The sequence below is a fragment of the Rhabdonatronobacter sediminivivens genome, assembly GCF_013415485.1.
Classification (GTDB): domain Bacteria; phylum Pseudomonadota; class Alphaproteobacteria; order Rhodobacterales; family Rhodobacteraceae; genus Rhabdonatronobacter; species Rhabdonatronobacter sediminivivens.
On record NZ_JACBXS010000006.1, the window covers coordinates 47,864 to 63,525 of the forward strand.

Here is a 15,662-nt window from a genome sequence, read left to right on the forward strand (position 1 = left end):
ATACGCAGTGATTGGACAGGTATCAGGACGCTCTCATGACCCCGGCTGAACAGTTTTTTCTTGAACAGCTCAACCGCGCCCGCCTTGATCCGTTGGCCGAAGCGTCCCGTTACGGCATCGATCTGAATTCAGGTGTCTCGGACGATGATCTGATGACGGGCGAAGCGCGCCAGCCGCTGGCTTTGAACGCGATGTTGAAAGAGGCGGCGCATTGGCATTCGCTCGACTACCTGACCGGCGGAGTCATTGACGGCCATATCGGTTCGGATGGCTCCAGACCTTTCGAACGCGCCCAGGATGCCGGCTATCCATCAAGCTTTGTCAGCGAAAACCTGAGCGGCCTGTTCCTGTCCGAACCCTGGGATGCCGACGACGCGATGATGGGTCTGCCCAACGGACCGCCGAAGCATCATGAAGGGTTGTTCCTCAGCCCGGGCCATCGAATCAACACCTTGAACGGTGATTTCCGCGAGACTGGGGTGGCTCAGGAAATTGACCAGATCCCGCCGGATTTTGTCGAACGCCTTGGTGCAGATCCCGAACAGGAGTTTTTCGGATCGGTTGTTACCGTGAAGTTCGGCACCGACTCCGGCGGCCCCAATTTCCTGACCGGTGTCATCTACGATGATGCCGACACAGACGGCTTTTACAGTATCGGAGAAGGGCGTGAGGGGGTCACGATCTCCGTAGGCGGCCAAAGCGTGACCAGCGCCGCGGCTGGTGGCTATGCTCTCGCGTCAGATGCCGCCGAGGTCGAGGTCAGTTTCGACTGGGACGGCACTGCGCTTTCCGCGCAGGTGGACCTGTCGGACGGGAATGTGAAGCTCGATCTGGTGGACGGACTACGCATCATGTCTTCGGGCGATCTGGTGCTGGGTGATGGTGTGATCGAGGCCGGTTTGCTGGGCGTGGCCGATCTGTCGCTGACCGGCAACGGGCTGGACAACACGCTGCATGTGGGCCGCGGTGACACTGTGATCGACGGTGCGGGCGGGTTCAACGCCGTGGTCTTCACCGGGGCCGAGGCCGATTACGAGGTTTCGGTCAACGGCGGCACCGTGACCGTCACGGACTTGCGCAGCGATACCTCCGCGCAGGGGGTCAACACGCTCAGCAGCGTGCAGGAGTTGCATTTTGCCGATGGGGTCGTCAGCCTGACTGCGCCGGGCCCGGACCCGGATCCGGACCCCGCGCCCGATCCCGTCGCGCCCCCAGACCCGGATCCGGACCCCGAACCAGATCCCGAGCCTGAGCCTGATGACAGCCCCGACCTGAACGGTATTTCCATGACCCCAGCCGAACAGCTTTTCCTGGAACTCGTGAACCGCACCCGGCTTGATCCCCTGGCCGAGGCTGATCGCTTCGGGATCGACCTCAATCAGAATGTCACGGGCGACCCGCTGGCCGACCACGCGCGCCAGGCGCTGGCGCCCAATGCCGCGCTCTTGCAGGCGGCGCGCGATCACTCCGAAGACATGATCCTTCGGGATTACTTTGCCCATGACACGCCTGAAGGGGTCACTGCGCAGCAGCGCGGCGAGGCGGCGGGCTATGTCGGCGGGGTGGGCGAGAACCTTGCGCAGACAACCACCACCGCCAATCTGACTGCGGCCGAGGCCGTGCCCAATCATCACGAAGGGCTGTTCAACAGCGTTGGCCACCGCGTCAACATGCTGCGGGACCATTACCGCGAGATCGGCCCCGGCCAGCAGGTGCTGGAGGTGGAGCGCGAACTGGAGGTCACCTATTCCGACGGCAGCACCGCGCTTGAAATGCGCGATGTGACCGTTTCCGCCGTGACTTCGAAATTCGGCAATCCCGGCGACAATTCGGTTTTCCTGACCGGGGTTGTCTATGACGACGCCGACGGGGATGGGTTCTATTCGGTTGACGAAGGGCGGGAGGGGGTTGAGCTTTCCGCGAACGGAGCCATGACCACCAGCGCCGCCGCCGGGGGCTATGCCCTGGCGTTTGACAGCGGAACCACCACTGTGGAGGTCAGCTTCAGCATCGAAGGGCAGCCGCTATCGGCGCAGGTGGACCTGTCGGACGGGAATGTGAAGCTGGATTTGGTGGACGGTCTGCGGCTGATGTCCTCGGGCGATCTGGTGCTGGGTGATGGTGTGATCGAGGCCGGTCTGCTGGGCGTGGCCGATCTGTCGCTGACCGGCAACGGGCTGGACAACACGCTGCATGTGGGCCGCGGTGACACTGTGATCGACGGTGCGGGCGGGTTCAACGCCGTGGTCTTCACCGGGGCCGAGGCCGATTACGAGGTTTCGGTCAACGGCGGCACCGTGACCGTCACGGACTTGCGCAGCGATACCTCCGCGCAGGGGGTCAACACGCTCAGCAGCGTGCAGGAGTTGCATTTTGCCGATGGGGTCGTCAGCCTGACCGATCCAGACCCTGATCCAGACCCCGATCCAGACCCCGATCCTGATCCGGGAACCGTTGCTGTTTCCGGGACCGTGACCTCGGTCAGTGGCGCCGCGCTGGATGGCGTCAGTGTCCAGTTCACCCCCCATGGCGGATCGGCGGCCGGTGATCCCGTCATCTCGGACGCGGATGGCGGCTTTGCTCTTGACCTCGGTGCTGGCGCCACGGGCACGATCCATGGCACGCGGGACATTTCCGCCGCCGATGGCCGCCCCTCTGCCGGGGACGCGCTTGAGGTGCTGCGCATGGCCGTTGGCCTGACCCCCAGCTTTGGGGCCGCCACACCTGAAGCCTTCATCGCGGCGGATATGGACGGCAACGGCCAGATCAATGCACAGGACGCGCTGGAGGTGCTGCGCGCCGCCGTTGGCATTGAAAGCGCCCACGGCGCGCAATGGGTCTTTGTGGACGGCGATGCCTTGGAGCCGATGGATCGCGCTTCGGTCAGCCAGGACCGCGGGATTGCGCTGGATAGGGTGGATGAGCCCATCTCCGATCTGCAGATGACCGGCATACTGACCGGCCATATGAGCGAATTCGGCTGATATCGTGCCCCGCCGCGACCGGGCCCGGATGCGCCTGGCCCCAACCGCTGACCCGTGACCGACGCCATGGCGTCGGTCAGCGCCCACGAGGCGCGCGGGTGGGTGGGTGGGGCGCGGCTCGTGGGCGCTTCTGGCCGGGACATTCGCACAAAGTGAAAAAGGCAGTGCGCATCCCGCGCCGTTCCCCCCTGCGACCAGCCCGCCCGGCGCGCGCCTGCGTCAGTTCCCGCGACCCGAAGCTATGTCGATCAACCGCCGCGCGATAACTTGCGCCTGGATCTCGGCCGCACCTTCAAAGATGTTCAGGATCCGCGCGTCGCACAGGATGCGGCTGATCTGATACTCCAGTGCGAACCCGTTGCCGCCATGGATCTGCAAGCCGTTGTCGGCGGCGGCCCAGGCGACGCGCGCGCCCAGCAGCTTGGCCATCCCGGCCTCCAGGTCGCAACGGCGGTCGGCGTCTTTCTCGCGGGCGCTGAAATAGGTCAGTTGCCGCGCCACCATGATTTCGACCGCCATCATCGCCAGCTTGCCCGAGACGCGCGGGAAAGCGATCAGCGGCTTGCCGAACTGCTTGCGATCCTCGGCATATTGCATGGCCACCTCCAGCGCGTTCTGCGCAACGCCAATGGCGCGCGCCGCAGTCTGGATCCGCGCCGATTCGAACGTCTGCATCAACTGCTTGAAACCCTGCCCGGTCGCACCGCCAAGCAGGTTTGCGTCCGGCACGGTGAAGCCGTCAAAGCCCAGCTCGTATTCCTTCATGCCGCGATAGCCCAGCACCTCGATCTCACCGCCCGAGATGCCTTCGTTGGGGAAGGGATGGGCGCAATCGCCGGGGGTTTTCTCGGCCAGGAAGAGCGACAGGCCGCGGTAGTCGGTGGTCTCGGGCTCGGTCCGGGCCAGAACGGTCATGACATTGGCGCGGGCGGCGTGGGTGATCCAGGTCTTGTTGCCGGTGATGGACCAGTCATCGCCGTCGCGCACGGCCCGGGTGCGCAGCGCGCCCAGGTCCGACCCGGTATTGGGTTCGGTGAACACGGCTGTGGGCAGCACCTCGCCGCTGGCAATGCGGGGCAGCCATTCGGCCTTCTGATCAGCCGTGCCGCCGCAGAGGATCAGCTCGGCCGCAATTTCCGAACGGGTGCCCAGGCTGCCCACACCGATATACCCGCGCGAGAGTTCCTCGGACACCACGGCCATGGCGGCCTTGGACATGCCCAACCCGCCGAATTCCTCGGGGATGGTCAGGCCGAAGACGCCCATGTCGGACAGCTCGGTGATGATCTCCATGGGGATCAGTTCATCGCGCAGGTGCCAGCCATGGGCATCCGGGGCCACACGCTCATCGGCGTAGCGGCGGAACTGGTCGCGGATCATTTCCAGCTCTTGATCCAGGCCGGTGGCGCCAAAGGTTGCGCGCCCGCCATTGTCGCGCATGAGCTCCACCAGCCGCATGCGTGCGGCACTTGTGTTTGCGCCCAAGCGCAGCGTTGTGATGGCCGGATCGTCCAGGGCGGGTGCGATGCCGATATCCGAGAGCCGCGCGACCTCGCCCTGGCTCATGGAGATGCCGCCGATGATCTGGCTCAGATACTCGCCAAAGGCGATCTGATGAAGCAACGCCTCCAGTTCGCCAAACGTGCCTTCGGTGTTCAGCCGTTCGGCCCAGCCCTGCATCTGACGCAGCGATTCGACATAGGTGGCCAGCCAGGCCAGCGCATGCGCCGCATGCTGATCCGCCTCCAGCGCGGCCGCATCGATCCGGCCACCGGGCGCGGTGCGCTGGCGCAGGATTTCGGTGGCGGCATCAAGCGCGGCCTCGACCGGGGAGAGCGCCTGCCGGGTCAGTGCCAGCAGGTCGGGCAGCAGGATTTCGGGCAGGGTCTGGCCATCATGGGGCATGAAGGACTCCGGTCATTTTGCACATGCAGCAGACATAGGGCCTTCGCACCTGCAGCGCAACAAAAAATCCCTGATACAGCGCATTGCTTTACTAAAATGTCGCGGCGGATTTTGCCGATGCAGCCCCCGGGCGAAGCCGGTATAGCTGACGCATCACCGCCAGACAGGTCAGGGACAGAGGGAAAACAGCATGGATTTCGGCGGGCTGGAATTATGGGCGCTGGCGCTGGCCATGGGCATCACGCTGTTTGCCGGCACCATCAAGGGCGCGCTGGGTTTTGCCATGCCGATGATCATGATTTCCGCCTTTCCCGGGTTCATGACGGTTGAGCTGGCGCTGGCAGGGCTGATCCTGCCCACGCTGGTCACGAACCTGAGCCAGGCATTTCGCCAGGGCGTGGACGAGGCCATCGGCTCGGTGCGCAAGTACTGGCGGATGATGACGGCGATTGCCGTGTTCCTGGTGATCAGCGCACAACTGCTGCCCTATATGCCCGAACGGCTGATGCTGGGGCTGCTGGGGGGGCCGATCGTGGCCTTTGCCGTGGTGCAGCTGCTGGGCATTCCGCTGCGCATCCGGGTGGAGCGGCGGCGGCGCGCGGAATGGGGGCTGGGGATGATCGGGGGGCTTTATGGAGGCGTCTCAGGCGTCTGGGGGCCGCCGCTGATTGTCTATCTGCTGTCCACCGGGGCCGAACCGCGCGAGATGGTGCGCGTTCAGGGCGTGGTGTTCCTGATGGGCGCGGTGGTGCTGCTGGGGGCGCATCTGCAATCAGGGGTGCTCAACGCCTCCAGCATCCCGTTTTCGGCGCTGCTGGTCCTGCCGGCGGCGTTGGGCATGTGGCTGGGCTATCGCATTCAGGACCGGCTGGATGCTGCCCGCTTCCGGCGCTGGACACTGGTGCTGCTGGTTCTGACGGGGCTGAACCTGCTGCGCCGGGCGGTCATCGGCTGAACGCAGCATGACCCCTGGCCCGGGCGCCGCGGCATGCGCCGCCCGGTCTGGCCATGATGGCAGCCGATCAGCGCCCGGCGACGGGGGCTTCCGCCTCGGTCCTGGCTTCGCGAGGTTCGCGGGGGGGGCGACCGATGACCTCGCGCAGTTCATCCAGTTCGATGAAGTTATCGGCCTGACGGCGCAGCTCATCCGCGATCATCGGCGGCTGGCTGCGGATGGTCGACACCACCGACACCCGTACCCCCTGCCGCTGAAGGCTTTCCACCAGCGGACGGAAATCGCCATCACCGGAAAACAACACCGCGTGATCCAGTCTGGAGGCCAGTTCCATCGCATCCACGGCCAGTTCTATATCCATGTTGCCCTTGACCTTACGGCGGCCCATGGAGTCGGTGTATTCCTTGGCGGGTTTCGTCACCATGGAATAGCCGTTGTAATGGAGCCAATCCACCAGCGGGCGGATGGGGGAATAATCGTCGTTTTCCAGCAATGCGGTGTAATAGAACGCCCGCAGAAGCTTGCCACGGCGCATGAATTCCTGGCGCAACAGCTTGTAATCAATGTCGAAACCAAGCGCCTTGCCCGCTGCATACAGGTTTGCGCCATCTATGAACAGCGCCAGCCGTTCGTCCTTGTAGAACATGTTCCGCTTCCTTTCTTCGGCGCGCGCCTGAAATACCTTGCCGTGCGCCTTTGCCAGAGGCAGAGATCATGTCTGCCAGTCGGGCTTGGAATAATACTCTTGTAGGTGAGAAAATAAGTTGAACCGGGAAAATTACAACAACGCATTGGTGGCACTCGGTGGCAATATGCCGACGCAAACGGGTAGCCCGAATGAGGTGATCACCCGGGCCATCGGTGCGCTCAAGGCTTTGGCGGTTGGCCCGGTGCGCTCCAGCCGCCTGTATCGGACCCCGGCCTTTCCGCCCGGGTCCGGTCCGGATTTTGTCAACGCAGCGGCAGCCTTCCGCACCACGCTTGCCGCCCCGGAATTGCTGCAGCGGCTGCATGAGATCGAACACAGGGCCGGGCGGCAGCGCCGGAACCGCTGGGGCGCGCGCACGCTGGATCTGGATCTGCTGGCCCTGGACGATCTGGTCTGCCCGGATGTGGCGGGATTTCGCGCCTGGGCGGACCTGCCGGTGGATCTGGCCGGGCAGAGTGCGCCGCAGCAGTTGATCCTGCCGCATCCGCGGCTGCACGAACGCGGCTTTGTGCTGGTGCCGCTGGCGGATGTGGCGCCGGACTGGGTGCATCCGGTGTTCGGCCAAGACGTTCGCCGGATGTGCGCCGCCCTGTCACCGACCGCCCGCGCCGAGGTGGTGGCGCTGGATGCGGAAAGCGGATAGCCGCACTGCTGGTGCTTGAAAACCCCGTCCGATGCCTGTATGTACCGCCGATGACCCCCCGCTATTGACTGGATTGGAGTGCTCATGGCCCGCGTGACGGTTGAAGACTGCGTTGACAAGGTTCCCAACAGGTTCGAACTGGTGGCCCTGGCCGCGCATCGCGCGCGCGAGATTGCCTCGGGGGCGCCCATCACGGTGGACCGGGACAATGACAAGAACCCCGTCGTTGCCCTGCGCGAGATCGCCGACGAAACCCAGGCTGTGGACCCCTTGCGTGAGCGGCTGATCGAAAGCCTGCAGACGCAGATCGAGGTTGACCTGCCCGAGGATGACAACATGTCGCTGCTGATGGGGTCCGAACCTGACCGCCCCGAAGCCGACGAAATGTCCGAGGAGCAGATGCTGCGCGCCCTGATGGAAGCGCAGGGCAACCCGGGCTGACCCGGGGCGGCATTTCCCCTTGCGGTGTCCGCGCGCCCCGGTCGCGGGCACCTAGAAGCGATAGGCGGGCCCAGTGATCACGGTGGATGACCTGATTGCGCTGATGCGCAATTACAACCCGCGCACCGACGAGGCCCTGCTGCGCCGCGCCTGGGACTACGGCGAACGGATGCACGAAGGGCAGAGCCGTCATTCCGGTGAGCCCTATTTCACCCATCCCGCCGCCGTGGCTGCCATCCTGACCGAAATGCGGCTGGACGATGCCACCATCGTCACGGCGCTTCTGCATGACACGATAGAGGACACGCGCTCCACCTATGCCGAGGTCGCGCGGCTGTTCGGTGAGGATATCGCCGAACTGGTTGATGGTGTCACCAAGCTGACGAATCTGCAGCTTTCCTCCTCCGAAGCCAAGCAGGCCGAGAACTTCCGCAAGCTGCTGATCGCCATGTCCCGCGACCTGCGGGTGATTCTGGTCAAGCTGGCCGACCGGCTGCACAACATGCGCACCATCCGCTCCATGCGCCCGGACAAACAGGCGCAGAAGGCGCGCGAAACCATGGATATCTATGCCCCCCTGGCCGGGCGCATGGGGATGCAGTGGATGCGCGAGGAACTGGAGGATCTGGCCTTCCGCGTGCTCAACCCCGAGGCGCGCAACTCCATCCTGCGCCGGTTCATCACCCTGCAGCGCGAGGCTGGTGACGTCGTCCACCGGATCACCGCCGATATCCGCACCGAACTGGTTCATGCCGGGATCGAAGCCAGCGTTTATGGCCGGGCGAAAAAGCCGTTCTCTGTCTGGCGCAAGATGCAGGACAAGGAACTGGCATTCTCGCGCCTGTCCGACATTTATGGTTTCCGGGTCATCGTGGGTGATGTGGCGCAATGCTATCAGGTGCTGGGCCTGATCCACCGGCGCTGGCGCGCGGTGCCGGGGCGGTTCAAGGATTACATCAGCCAGCCAAAGACCAACGGCTACCGCTCCATCCATACCACGGTGTCGGGGCGCGACGGCAAGCGGGTCGAGGTGCAAATCCGCACCCGCGAGATGCACGAGGTCGCCGAGGCCGGGGTGGCGGCGCATTGGGCCTACAAGGACGGCAAGCGCACCGCCAATCCCTTTGCCGTGGACCCGGCGAAATGGGTCAGCACCCTGACTGAAGGGCTGGGCGCCAGCGATGACAACGACGCCTTTCTGGAACATGTCAAGTTGGAGATGTATTCCGACCAGGTCTTCTGCTTCACGCCCAAGGGCGATGTGGTGCAATTGCCGCGCGGGGCCACGCCGCTGGATTTCGCCTATGCCATCCACACCCGGATCGGCGACAGCTGTGTTTCCGCAAAGGTGGACGGGCTGCGCGTGCCGCTCTGGACCCGGCTGAAGAACGGCCAGTCGGTGGAGATCATCACCGCCGAGGGTCAGCGCCCCCAGGGCACCTGGATCGATATTGTGGTGACGGGCCGGGCCAAGGCCGCGATCCGGCGCTCCCTGCGTGAGGAAGACCGCGAACGCTTCATCCGCCTGGGCGCCGAACTGGCGCGGGTGGCGTTCGAGCATGTGGGCCGGAAAGTCAGCGACAAGGCCCTGGCCACGGCGGCCAAGGCGCTGGGCATTCCCGGCGGGCGCGAGGAGTTGCTGGCCCGGCTGGGTGCCGCGGAAATGAGTGCGCGCGCGGTGGTCGAGGTGCTCTATCCCGAACTCGCCGATCAGACCGGCGAACTGGTCGATGCCCGCCGTCCCGTTGTGGGGCTGGAACCCGAACAGTCCTTTCGCCGTGCCGCCTGCTGCCAGCCCTTGCCGGGCGAGCGGATCGTGGGCATCACCTATCGGGGCAAGGGTGTGGTCGCCCATGCCATCGATTGCGACGCCCTGGCCGATTACGAGGAACAGACCGAACGCTGGATCGACCTGCGATGGCATGAAGGTCGGCATGAAGCCGTCCATGTGGTGACGCTGGAGATGACCATATCGAATGATGCCGGCGTGCTGGGCCGTATCTGCAGCTTGATCGGCGAACAAAAGGCCAATATCTCGGATCTGAGCTTCGTGGACCGCAAGCCGGATTTCTATCGGCTGCTGATCGAGGTGGAGCTGCGCGATGTGGAGCATCTGCATCAGCTGATGACCGCGCTGGAGGCCGAGAATGACGTTGCCCAGATCGCCCGTCACCGGGACCCGAACCGCCGCCCCTGAGCGCATGCTGCGCCGGATGGCACCGGCGGGCCGGGGGCAAGGGGACTGAAATTGGTTTTCAAGCGCCGCACGGCTCCCAGCACCGGCCAGAAACTTCGCAGCCTGGTCTATCCACGCGGCGGGTGGTGGCGTGCGGCGGGCTATGTGCTGCACCGTCTGCGTCGGCTGCCCGATGCGCCGGAACGGATCGCCGTCGGTGTGGGGGCGGGAATCTTCGCCTCGTTCACGCCGCTGTTCGGGTTCCATTTCTTCCTGGCGGCTACGGTGGCGTGGATATTTCGGGGCAATATCTTTGCTTCGTTGTTGTCGACCTTCTTCGGCAATCCGGTCACCTTTCCCATCATCGTGGTCAGCAGTATCGAACTGGGCAGCCTGCTTCTGGGGCTGGACCGGACCATGACCGCGCCCGAAGTGATGAAGGCCTTTGGCGCGGCCTCGGCCGAGGTAACGGCCAATCTGGGCGCGCTCATCAGCGACAAGCCCGTCTATTGGGGGCATTTCCTGCGGTTCCTGTATCAGGTCTTCCTGCCCTATCTGCTGGGTGGGGTCATCCTGGGGACTGTCGTGGGTGTGATCGGCTATTTTGCCTCGCTGCCGGTGATCCGGGCGTATCAGGCGCGGCGCCGGGCGCGGCTGCGCGCGCGGTTTGAACTGGCCCGGCGCCAGGATGCCGCCCGCGCGGCGGAGGTTGCGGGCAAAACCGAAAAGCCCGATTGAGTTCGCAGGCTAAAAGGTTACAACTGTGCCGGAAGAGCCGAAACGGTGCAGGGGGCGGACATGGCAATCGAACGCAGGGATGAGCGCTTGCGGCTGGGGATCAATATCGATCATGTGGCCACGCTGCGCAATGCCCGGGGCGGGGACATGCCGGATCCGGTGCGCGCGGCGGTGATGGCGCAGGAGGCGGGGGCCGACGGGATCACCGCGCATCTGCGCGAGGATCGCCGCCATATCCGCGATGAGGATATCGCCCGGCTGATGGCGGCGATTGAACTGCCGCTGAACTTCGAGATGGCGGCGACCGAGGAAATGCAGCGCATCGCCCTGATGCACCGGCCCCATGCGGTCTGTATCGTGCCCGAACGGCGCGAGGAGCGCACCACCGAGGGCGGGCTGGATGTTCTGGGTGACGAGGCGCGGCTGCGCGACTATATCGCGCCATTGGCCCAGGCGGGGTGCCGGGTGTCGTTGTTCGTCGCCGCCGATGATGCCCAGATCGAGGCCGCCGCCCGTGTGGGTGCGGCGGTGGTCGAACTGCACACCGGCGCCTTTTGCGACCTGCACGCCGAAGGGCAGCATGACGCGCGCGACGCCGAGCTGCGCAAGCTGTACACAAGCGCCGTGCTGGCCCATCAGCTGGGGCTCGAGGTGCATGCCGGGCATGGGCTGACCTATGACACCGTCGGTCCCATCGCCGCCATGCCCGAGGTGGTGGAGCTGAACATCGGGCATTTCCTGATGGGGGAGGCGCTGTTCGTGGGGCTGCGGACCGCGATTGCCGAGATGCGCCGCCAGATGGACGCTGCCCGCGAATGATCCTGGGGGTCGGTACCGATCTGGCCAATATCGACCGGATCGAAGGCACGCTGGCGCGGTTCGGCGACCGGTTCCGCCAGCGGGTGTTCACCGAAACGGAACTGCGCAAGGCGGGCCGCCGCAGCGGACAGGAGGCGGCGACGCTGGCCAAGCGCTGGGCCGCCAAGGAGGCCTGTTCCAAGGCGCTTGGCACCGGGCTGCGCATGGGGATCGCGTGGAAGGACATGGGCGTTGCCAACCTGCCCAGCGGGCAACCGGTCATGGCGGTCACAGGCTGGGCGGCCGAGCGCTTGGCCGCGATGACTCCGCCGGATCATGTGGCGCGCATCCATGTCAGCCTGACCGATGACCACCCCTGGGCACAGGCCTTTGTGGTCATCGAAGCGCTGCGCGAGGAGGCCGCGTCCGGGTGATCCAGCGGAGCGCGCGTTCCGCGCGCACGCCTTCTGGCCCTGCGGGCGGTTGGGGGGCGCTGCCCCCTCTGCGCGCAAGCGCGCATTCACCCCCGGAGTATTTTCGGCAAGATGAAGGGGAGGGCGCGCGTCGGCTGTTGGTGAAACAGGAACGGCGCGGCCCTTGAGGCCGCGCCGTTCGCCTGCGTCATCATGTGGTTCAGAGTTTTTCGATCAGTTCCGGCACGGCGGTGAAGAGATCGCCCACCAGACCGTAGTCTGCCACCTGGAAGATGGGCGCTTCCTCATCCTTGTTGATGGCGACGATGATCTTGGAGTCCTTCATCCCTGCCAGATGCTGGATGGCGCCCGAGATGCCGACGGCAATGTAGAGTTCGGGCGCGACCACCTTGCCGGTCTGGCCCACCTGCCAGTCATTCGGGGCGAAGCCCGAATCGACCGCGGCGCGGCTGGCGCCGACGGCGGCGCCCAGCTTGTCCGCCAGTTGCTCGATCAGCTTGAAGTCATCTTCGGAGCCGACGCCGCGCCCGCCGGAAACCACGACACCTGCCGAGGTGAGATCGGGCCGGTCGCTGGCGGCAACCTTGTCCTCGACCCATTCGCTGAGACCGGGGTTGTCAGCAGAAGCAATGGTTTCGACCGGGGCGGGGCCCCCTTCGCCGGCGGCATCAAAGGTGGAGGTGCGGATGGAGACGACCTTCTGCGCGTCCGAGGATTTCACCGTCTGCAGCGCGTTCCCTGCGTAGATCGGGCGTTCGAATGTGTCGGCATCGACCACGCCGGAGACATCGGAGATCACCATCACGTCCAGAAGCGCGGCCACACGGGGCAGCACGTTCTTGGCGTCGGTGGTGGCGGGGGCCAGAATATGGCTGTAGTCGCCCGCAAGGCTGACGATCAGGGCCGCGGTGGGTTCGGCCAGGCGGTGGCCGAGGCTGTCATCCTCGGCGCAGAGGACCTTGGTCACGCCGTCGATCTTGGCCGCTTCGGCAGCGGCATCGGCGGCGCGGGCGCCTGCGCAGAGCAACGTCACCGGCCCGATGGCGCGGGCGGCGGTGACGGCCTTGGCGGTGGCATCGCGGTTGAGCGCGCCATCGGTGACTTCGGCAAGCAGCAGAACGGACATCAGAGCACCCCCGCTTCATCCTTGAGTTTCGTGATCAGCTCATCCACCGAGCCAACCTTGACGCCGGCGGCGCGGGCAGGCGGTTCGGAGGTCTTGAGCACTTCCAGCCGGGGGGTGACATCGACGCCGTAATCGGCGGGGGTCTTTTCCTCGAGCGGTTTTTTCTTCGCCTTCATGATATTGGGCAACGAGGCGTAGCGCGGCTCGTTCAGGCGCAGGTCCACGGTGACGATGGCGGGCATCTTCACCTTGATGGTCTGCAACCCGCCGTCGACCTCGCGCGTGACCAGGGCGTGCTCGCCCTCGACCTTCAGCTCGGAGGCAAAGGTGGCCTGCGCCCAGCCGGTCAGCGCCGCCAGCATCTGGCCGGTGGCGTTCATGTCATTGTCGATCGCCTGCTTTCCGGCGATCACCAGGCCGGGGTCTTCGGCGTCGATCACCGCCTTCAGCAGCTTGGCCACGGCCAGGGGTTCGATATCGGTGTGCACGTCATCGGCTGCAACGATCAGGATGGCGCGGTCGGCGCCCATGGCCAGCGCGGTGCGCAGGGTTTCCTGCGCCTGCTTCACGCCGATGGACACGGCCACGATCTCGGACACCGTGCCGGCTTCCTTGAGGCGGATCGCCTCTTCGACGGCGATTTCGTCGAACGGGTTCATGGACATCTTGACGTTTGCCAGATCGACTCCGCTGCCATCGGTCTTGACCCGGACCTTGACGTTGTAGTCGATCACGCGCTTGACGGGTACAAGGACCTTCATGGGCGTGACTCTCCGCTTCTGAGGGTCCGGGCGGGGTGCCCGGACGGGTTTCTGCGCCGATGTCTAGCGGGTTGGTGGGCCGGAAAACAGGCCAAATCCGACGAAACCCTGCGCCCGGACGTCGCGTTCCCGGGCTTTGTGGGCCACGGCCGCGGATTTCTGCGGCCATGGCGCGGGGCAGGGCGTCTAGCGCGTGAGGCCAGGCACCCAAAGCACGTCGGCACGGCCGCTGTCATTGGCGATGCGCCCGGCAACGAACAGCCAGTCCGAGACGCGGTTGAGGTAGCGCAGGGCTGATTCGTTGATCCCTTCGAGGGCGGCAAGCGCCACGGTCTGCCGTTCGGCCCGGCGGGCCACCGTGCGGCACAGGTGCAGATGTGCCGAAAGCGCGCTGCCGCCGGGCAGGATGAAGCTGCGCAGGGGCTCCAGGTCGGCGTTCATGGCGTCAATCTCGGATTCGAGCCGGTCCACCTGGGCGGGCAGGATGCGCAGGGGCGTGTATTCGGCCTCGGCGTCGCGTTCCATATCCGGGCGGCAGAGGTCGGCGCCCAGATCGAAGAGGTCATTCTGGATGCGGGCCAGAGCCTCGGCCATGTCGCCTGTTGCGTGCAGCCGCGCCATGCCCAGCGTGGCGTTGAGCTCATCGACCGTGCCATAGGCCGCCACCCGGGCCGAGGTCTTGGAGACGCGCGTGCCATCCCCCAGAGCGGTCTGACCGGCATCGCCGGTGCGGGTATAAATCTTGTTGAGAACGACCATCGGTTACCCCGTCTGTGCCTTGAACCATGCAAAGGCGACGATCAGGATCACGGCCACGAATTGCGCCCCCAGCCGCCAGCGCATCAGGCGGTTGGCGTGTTTGCGATTGAATTCGCCACCGCGCGCAAAGCCGCCGACGCCCACCAGCAGGATTCCCAGCACCACAAGGGACGCAATCGCGCCAAGGATGAAGAGCGGATCGTTGAGCATGAACACCTCCTGCCGTCGCCTCAAGGGCATGTAATGGTTCCGGCGGAAAAAGCGAACGGGAATCTTGGATCGATGCGAGGAAGCGCCAATCGAAAGGGCCGCCCCGATACGGGGCGGCCCAAGCGAGCTTCAGGAGATGGAGCCAGTTAGAGCCTTGGCTCAATCGAAAGGATCGCCCGTCCGGGCTGCCGTCAGGACGCTTCCCTTTCGACTGTCTTCGCACCTCTCTCCAACATCACTCTAGACACTGGACCACCTCCTTTCATTACGTTGCTGTTGATACCGAAGGTGGCACATATTTTGTGTATGTCAAAAGAAATCATGCGATGGGTTGCGAAAATTTCCCCACGATGATCCGGAATGGCACCAATGCAAGCAGCGCCAGTCCCAGTTTCACCATCCAGTCCGCAACGGCCAGGCTGACCCAGAGCGGAACCTCGGGGCCGACGCCCAGAAGCGGCAGCACATCGGCGGCCCAGCTGACATCATCGGCAGGGTTGATGAAGGCGAGCGAGGCCGAAAAGGCGATGGTGAAGAACAGCGCGGTATCGACCGTGGAGCCGACCAGGGTCGAGGCCAGCGGCGCGCGCCACCAGCGGCCTTCGCGCAGGCGGTCAAAGATCACCACATCCAGCATCTGTGCCGTCAGGAAGGCGATGCCGGACCCCAGCGCGATCCGCAAGGTGGTGGCGTCAAAGGCCGTGGCCACCAGCGAGAAGGCAACGCCCACGGCGAAGCCGACCCAGACGACCTTGCGCGCGGCCGAAGGGCCGTAGAAGCGGTTCATCAGGTCATTGACCAGAAAGGCCAGCGGATAGGTGAAGGCCCCCCAGGTGAGCCAGTTGCCGAACAGGAATTGGACAAGGATGTTCGAGGCGACGACAATCGCCGCCATGGCAAGGATGCCGGGCAGATGTGCGCGAGTCATGGATCTATCCGTTTTGACAAGGTTGCGGAGACTTGGCCGCACCCGTTCGGGCACGGCAGGCGGTGCGTTACACCGCCCGGGGCCCGCGCGCAAGG

15 protein-coding genes are annotated in these 15,662 nt (G+C 65.0%); 8 read left to right on the forward strand and 7 right to left on the reverse strand.

Going from position 1 to position 15,662, the window contains the following annotated elements:
* Positions 1-35 precede the first annotated feature (35 nt).
* On the forward strand, positions 36-2,984 hold the full coding sequence (locus tag HUK65_RS04120; protein ID WP_179904874.1) for a CAP domain-containing protein: 2,949 nt from the start codon (positions 36-38) through the stop codon (positions 2,982-2,984).
* Positions 2,985-3,203: 219 nt separating this feature from the next.
* Here HUK65_RS04120 and HUK65_RS04125 read toward each other — a convergent pair whose 3' ends face one another.
* Complete coding sequence (locus tag HUK65_RS04125) at positions 3,204-4,889, reverse strand: acyl-CoA dehydrogenase family protein (protein ID WP_179904875.1); 1,686 nt, start codon at positions 4,887-4,889, stop codon at positions 3,204-3,206.
* Positions 4,890-5,079: 190 nt separating this feature from the next.
* Between HUK65_RS04125 and HUK65_RS04130 the strand changes: the two genes are divergently transcribed.
* Complete coding sequence (locus HUK65_RS04130) at positions 5,080-5,844, forward strand: sulfite exporter TauE/SafE family protein (RefSeq protein ID WP_179904876.1); 765 nt, start codon at positions 5,080-5,082, stop codon at positions 5,842-5,844.
* A 67-nt stretch (positions 5,845-5,911) separates the two neighbouring features.
* Here HUK65_RS04130 and HUK65_RS04135 read toward each other — a convergent pair whose 3' ends face one another.
* Positions 5,912-6,490: a LabA-like NYN domain-containing protein gene (locus HUK65_RS04135; protein WP_179904877.1), complete on the reverse strand. Its 579-nt coding sequence runs from the start codon at positions 6,488-6,490 to the stop codon at positions 5,912-5,914.
* Positions 6,491-6,638: 148 nt separating this feature from the next.
* Here HUK65_RS04135 and folK point away from each other — a divergent pair, with 148 nt between their 5' ends.
* From folK to acpS, 6 genes are all read left to right on the forward strand, one after another.
* The gene (gene folK, locus HUK65_RS04140) at positions 6,639-7,196 is read left to right on the forward strand and encodes a 2-amino-4-hydroxy-6-hydroxymethyldihydropteridine diphosphokinase (protein ID WP_327787030.1); all 558 of its coding nucleotides are present in this window, start codon (positions 6,639-6,641) and stop codon (positions 7,194-7,196) included.
* Between the two features lie 84 nt (positions 7,197-7,280).
* The gene (gene rpoZ, locus HUK65_RS04145) at positions 7,281-7,637 is read left to right on the forward strand and encodes a DNA-directed RNA polymerase subunit omega (RefSeq protein ID WP_179904879.1); all 357 of its coding nucleotides are present in this window, start codon (positions 7,281-7,283) and stop codon (positions 7,635-7,637) included.
* 73 nt (positions 7,638-7,710) lie between these two features.
* A complete protein-coding gene (locus tag HUK65_RS04150; RefSeq protein WP_179904880.1) occupies positions 7,711-9,834 on the forward strand; it encodes a RelA/SpoT family protein in 2,124 nt (707 codons plus the stop codon).
* A gap of 51 nt (positions 9,835-9,885) precedes the next feature.
* On the forward strand, positions 9,886-10,551 hold the full coding sequence (locus HUK65_RS04155) for a DUF2062 domain-containing protein (protein ID WP_179904881.1): 666 nt from the start codon (positions 9,886-9,888) through the stop codon (positions 10,549-10,551).
* Positions 10,552-10,611: 60 nt separating this feature from the next.
* Positions 10,612-11,370 (forward strand): pyridoxine 5'-phosphate synthase, encoded by a 759-nt coding sequence (locus tag HUK65_RS04160; protein WP_179904882.1) that lies wholly within the window; start codon positions 10,612-10,614, stop codon positions 11,368-11,370.
* Complete coding sequence (gene acpS, locus HUK65_RS04165; RefSeq protein ID WP_179904883.1) at positions 11,367-11,783, forward strand: holo-ACP synthase; 417 nt, start codon at positions 11,367-11,369, stop codon at positions 11,781-11,783. Before HUK65_RS04160 ends, acpS begins: the two co-directional genes overlap by 4 nt.
* A 199-nt stretch (positions 11,784-11,982) precedes the next feature.
* Here acpS and HUK65_RS04170 read toward each other — a convergent pair whose 3' ends face one another.
* The 5 genes from HUK65_RS04170 to HUK65_RS04190 form a co-directional block, all read right to left on the reverse strand.
* Positions 11,983-12,909 (reverse strand): FAD-binding protein, encoded by a 927-nt coding sequence (locus HUK65_RS04170; RefSeq protein WP_179904884.1) that lies wholly within the window; start codon positions 12,907-12,909, stop codon positions 11,983-11,985.
* Positions 12,909-13,670: an electron transfer flavoprotein subunit beta/FixA family protein gene (locus HUK65_RS04175; protein WP_179904885.1), complete on the reverse strand. Its 762-nt coding sequence runs from the start codon at positions 13,668-13,670 to the stop codon at positions 12,909-12,911. Before HUK65_RS04175 ends, HUK65_RS04170 begins: the two co-directional genes overlap by 1 nt.
* Positions 13,671-13,856: 186 nt before the next feature.
* The gene (locus HUK65_RS04180; protein ID WP_179904886.1) at positions 13,857-14,429 is read right to left on the reverse strand and encodes a cob(I)yrinic acid a,c-diamide adenosyltransferase; all 573 of its coding nucleotides are present in this window, start codon (positions 14,427-14,429) and stop codon (positions 13,857-13,859) included.
* Positions 14,430-14,432: 3 nt separating this feature from the next.
* The gene (locus tag HUK65_RS04185) at positions 14,433-14,639 is read right to left on the reverse strand and encodes a twin transmembrane helix small protein (RefSeq protein ID WP_179904887.1); all 207 of its coding nucleotides are present in this window, start codon (positions 14,637-14,639) and stop codon (positions 14,433-14,435) included.
* 319 nt (positions 14,640-14,958) lie between these two features.
* A complete protein-coding gene (locus tag HUK65_RS04190) occupies positions 14,959-15,567 on the reverse strand; it encodes a queuosine precursor transporter (RefSeq protein WP_179904888.1) in 609 nt (202 codons plus the stop codon).
* Between the last annotated feature and the right edge of the window lie 95 nt (positions 15,568-15,662).

Bases quoted from the DNA above. Each gene is read 5' to 3' on its own strand.
- HUK65_RS04160 (WP_179904882.1), top strand. From the start codon at position 10,612: ATGGCAATCGAACGCAGGGATGAGCGCTTGCGGCTGGGGATCAATATC.
- HUK65_RS04135 (WP_179904877.1), bottom strand. From the start codon at position 6,490: ATGTTCTACAAGGACGAACGGCTGGCGCTGTTCATAGATGGCGCAAAC.
- HUK65_RS04130 (WP_179904876.1), top strand. From the start codon at position 5,080: ATGGATTTCGGCGGGCTGGAATTATGGGCGCTGGCGCTGGCCATGGGC.
- HUK65_RS04125 (WP_179904875.1), bottom strand. From the start codon at position 4,889: ATGCCCCATGATGGCCAGACCCTGCCCGAAATCCTGCTGCCCGACCTG.
- HUK65_RS04190 (WP_179904888.1), bottom strand. From the start codon at position 15,567: ATGACTCGCGCACATCTGCCCGGCATCCTTGCCATGGCGGCGATTGTC.
- HUK65_RS04185 (WP_179904887.1), bottom strand. From the start codon at position 14,639: ATGCTCAACGATCCGCTCTTCATCCTTGGCGCGATTGCGTCCCTTGTG.
- HUK65_RS04120 (WP_179904874.1), top strand. From the start codon at position 36: ATGACCCCGGCTGAACAGTTTTTTCTTGAACAGCTCAACCGCGCCCGC.
- HUK65_RS04180 (WP_179904886.1), bottom strand. From the start codon at position 14,429: ATGGTCGTTCTCAACAAGATTTATACCCGCACCGGCGATGCCGGTCAG.
- acpS (WP_179904883.1), top strand. From the start codon at position 11,367: ATGATCCTGGGGGTCGGTACCGATCTGGCCAATATCGACCGGATCGAA.
- HUK65_RS04175 (WP_179904885.1), bottom strand. From the start codon at position 13,670: ATGAAGGTCCTTGTACCCGTCAAGCGCGTGATCGACTACAACGTCAAG.
- rpoZ (WP_179904879.1), top strand. From the start codon at position 7,281: ATGGCCCGCGTGACGGTTGAAGACTGCGTTGACAAGGTTCCCAACAGG.
- HUK65_RS04170 (WP_179904884.1), bottom strand. From the start codon at position 12,909: ATGTCCGTTCTGCTGCTTGCCGAAGTCACCGATGGCGCGCTCAACCGC.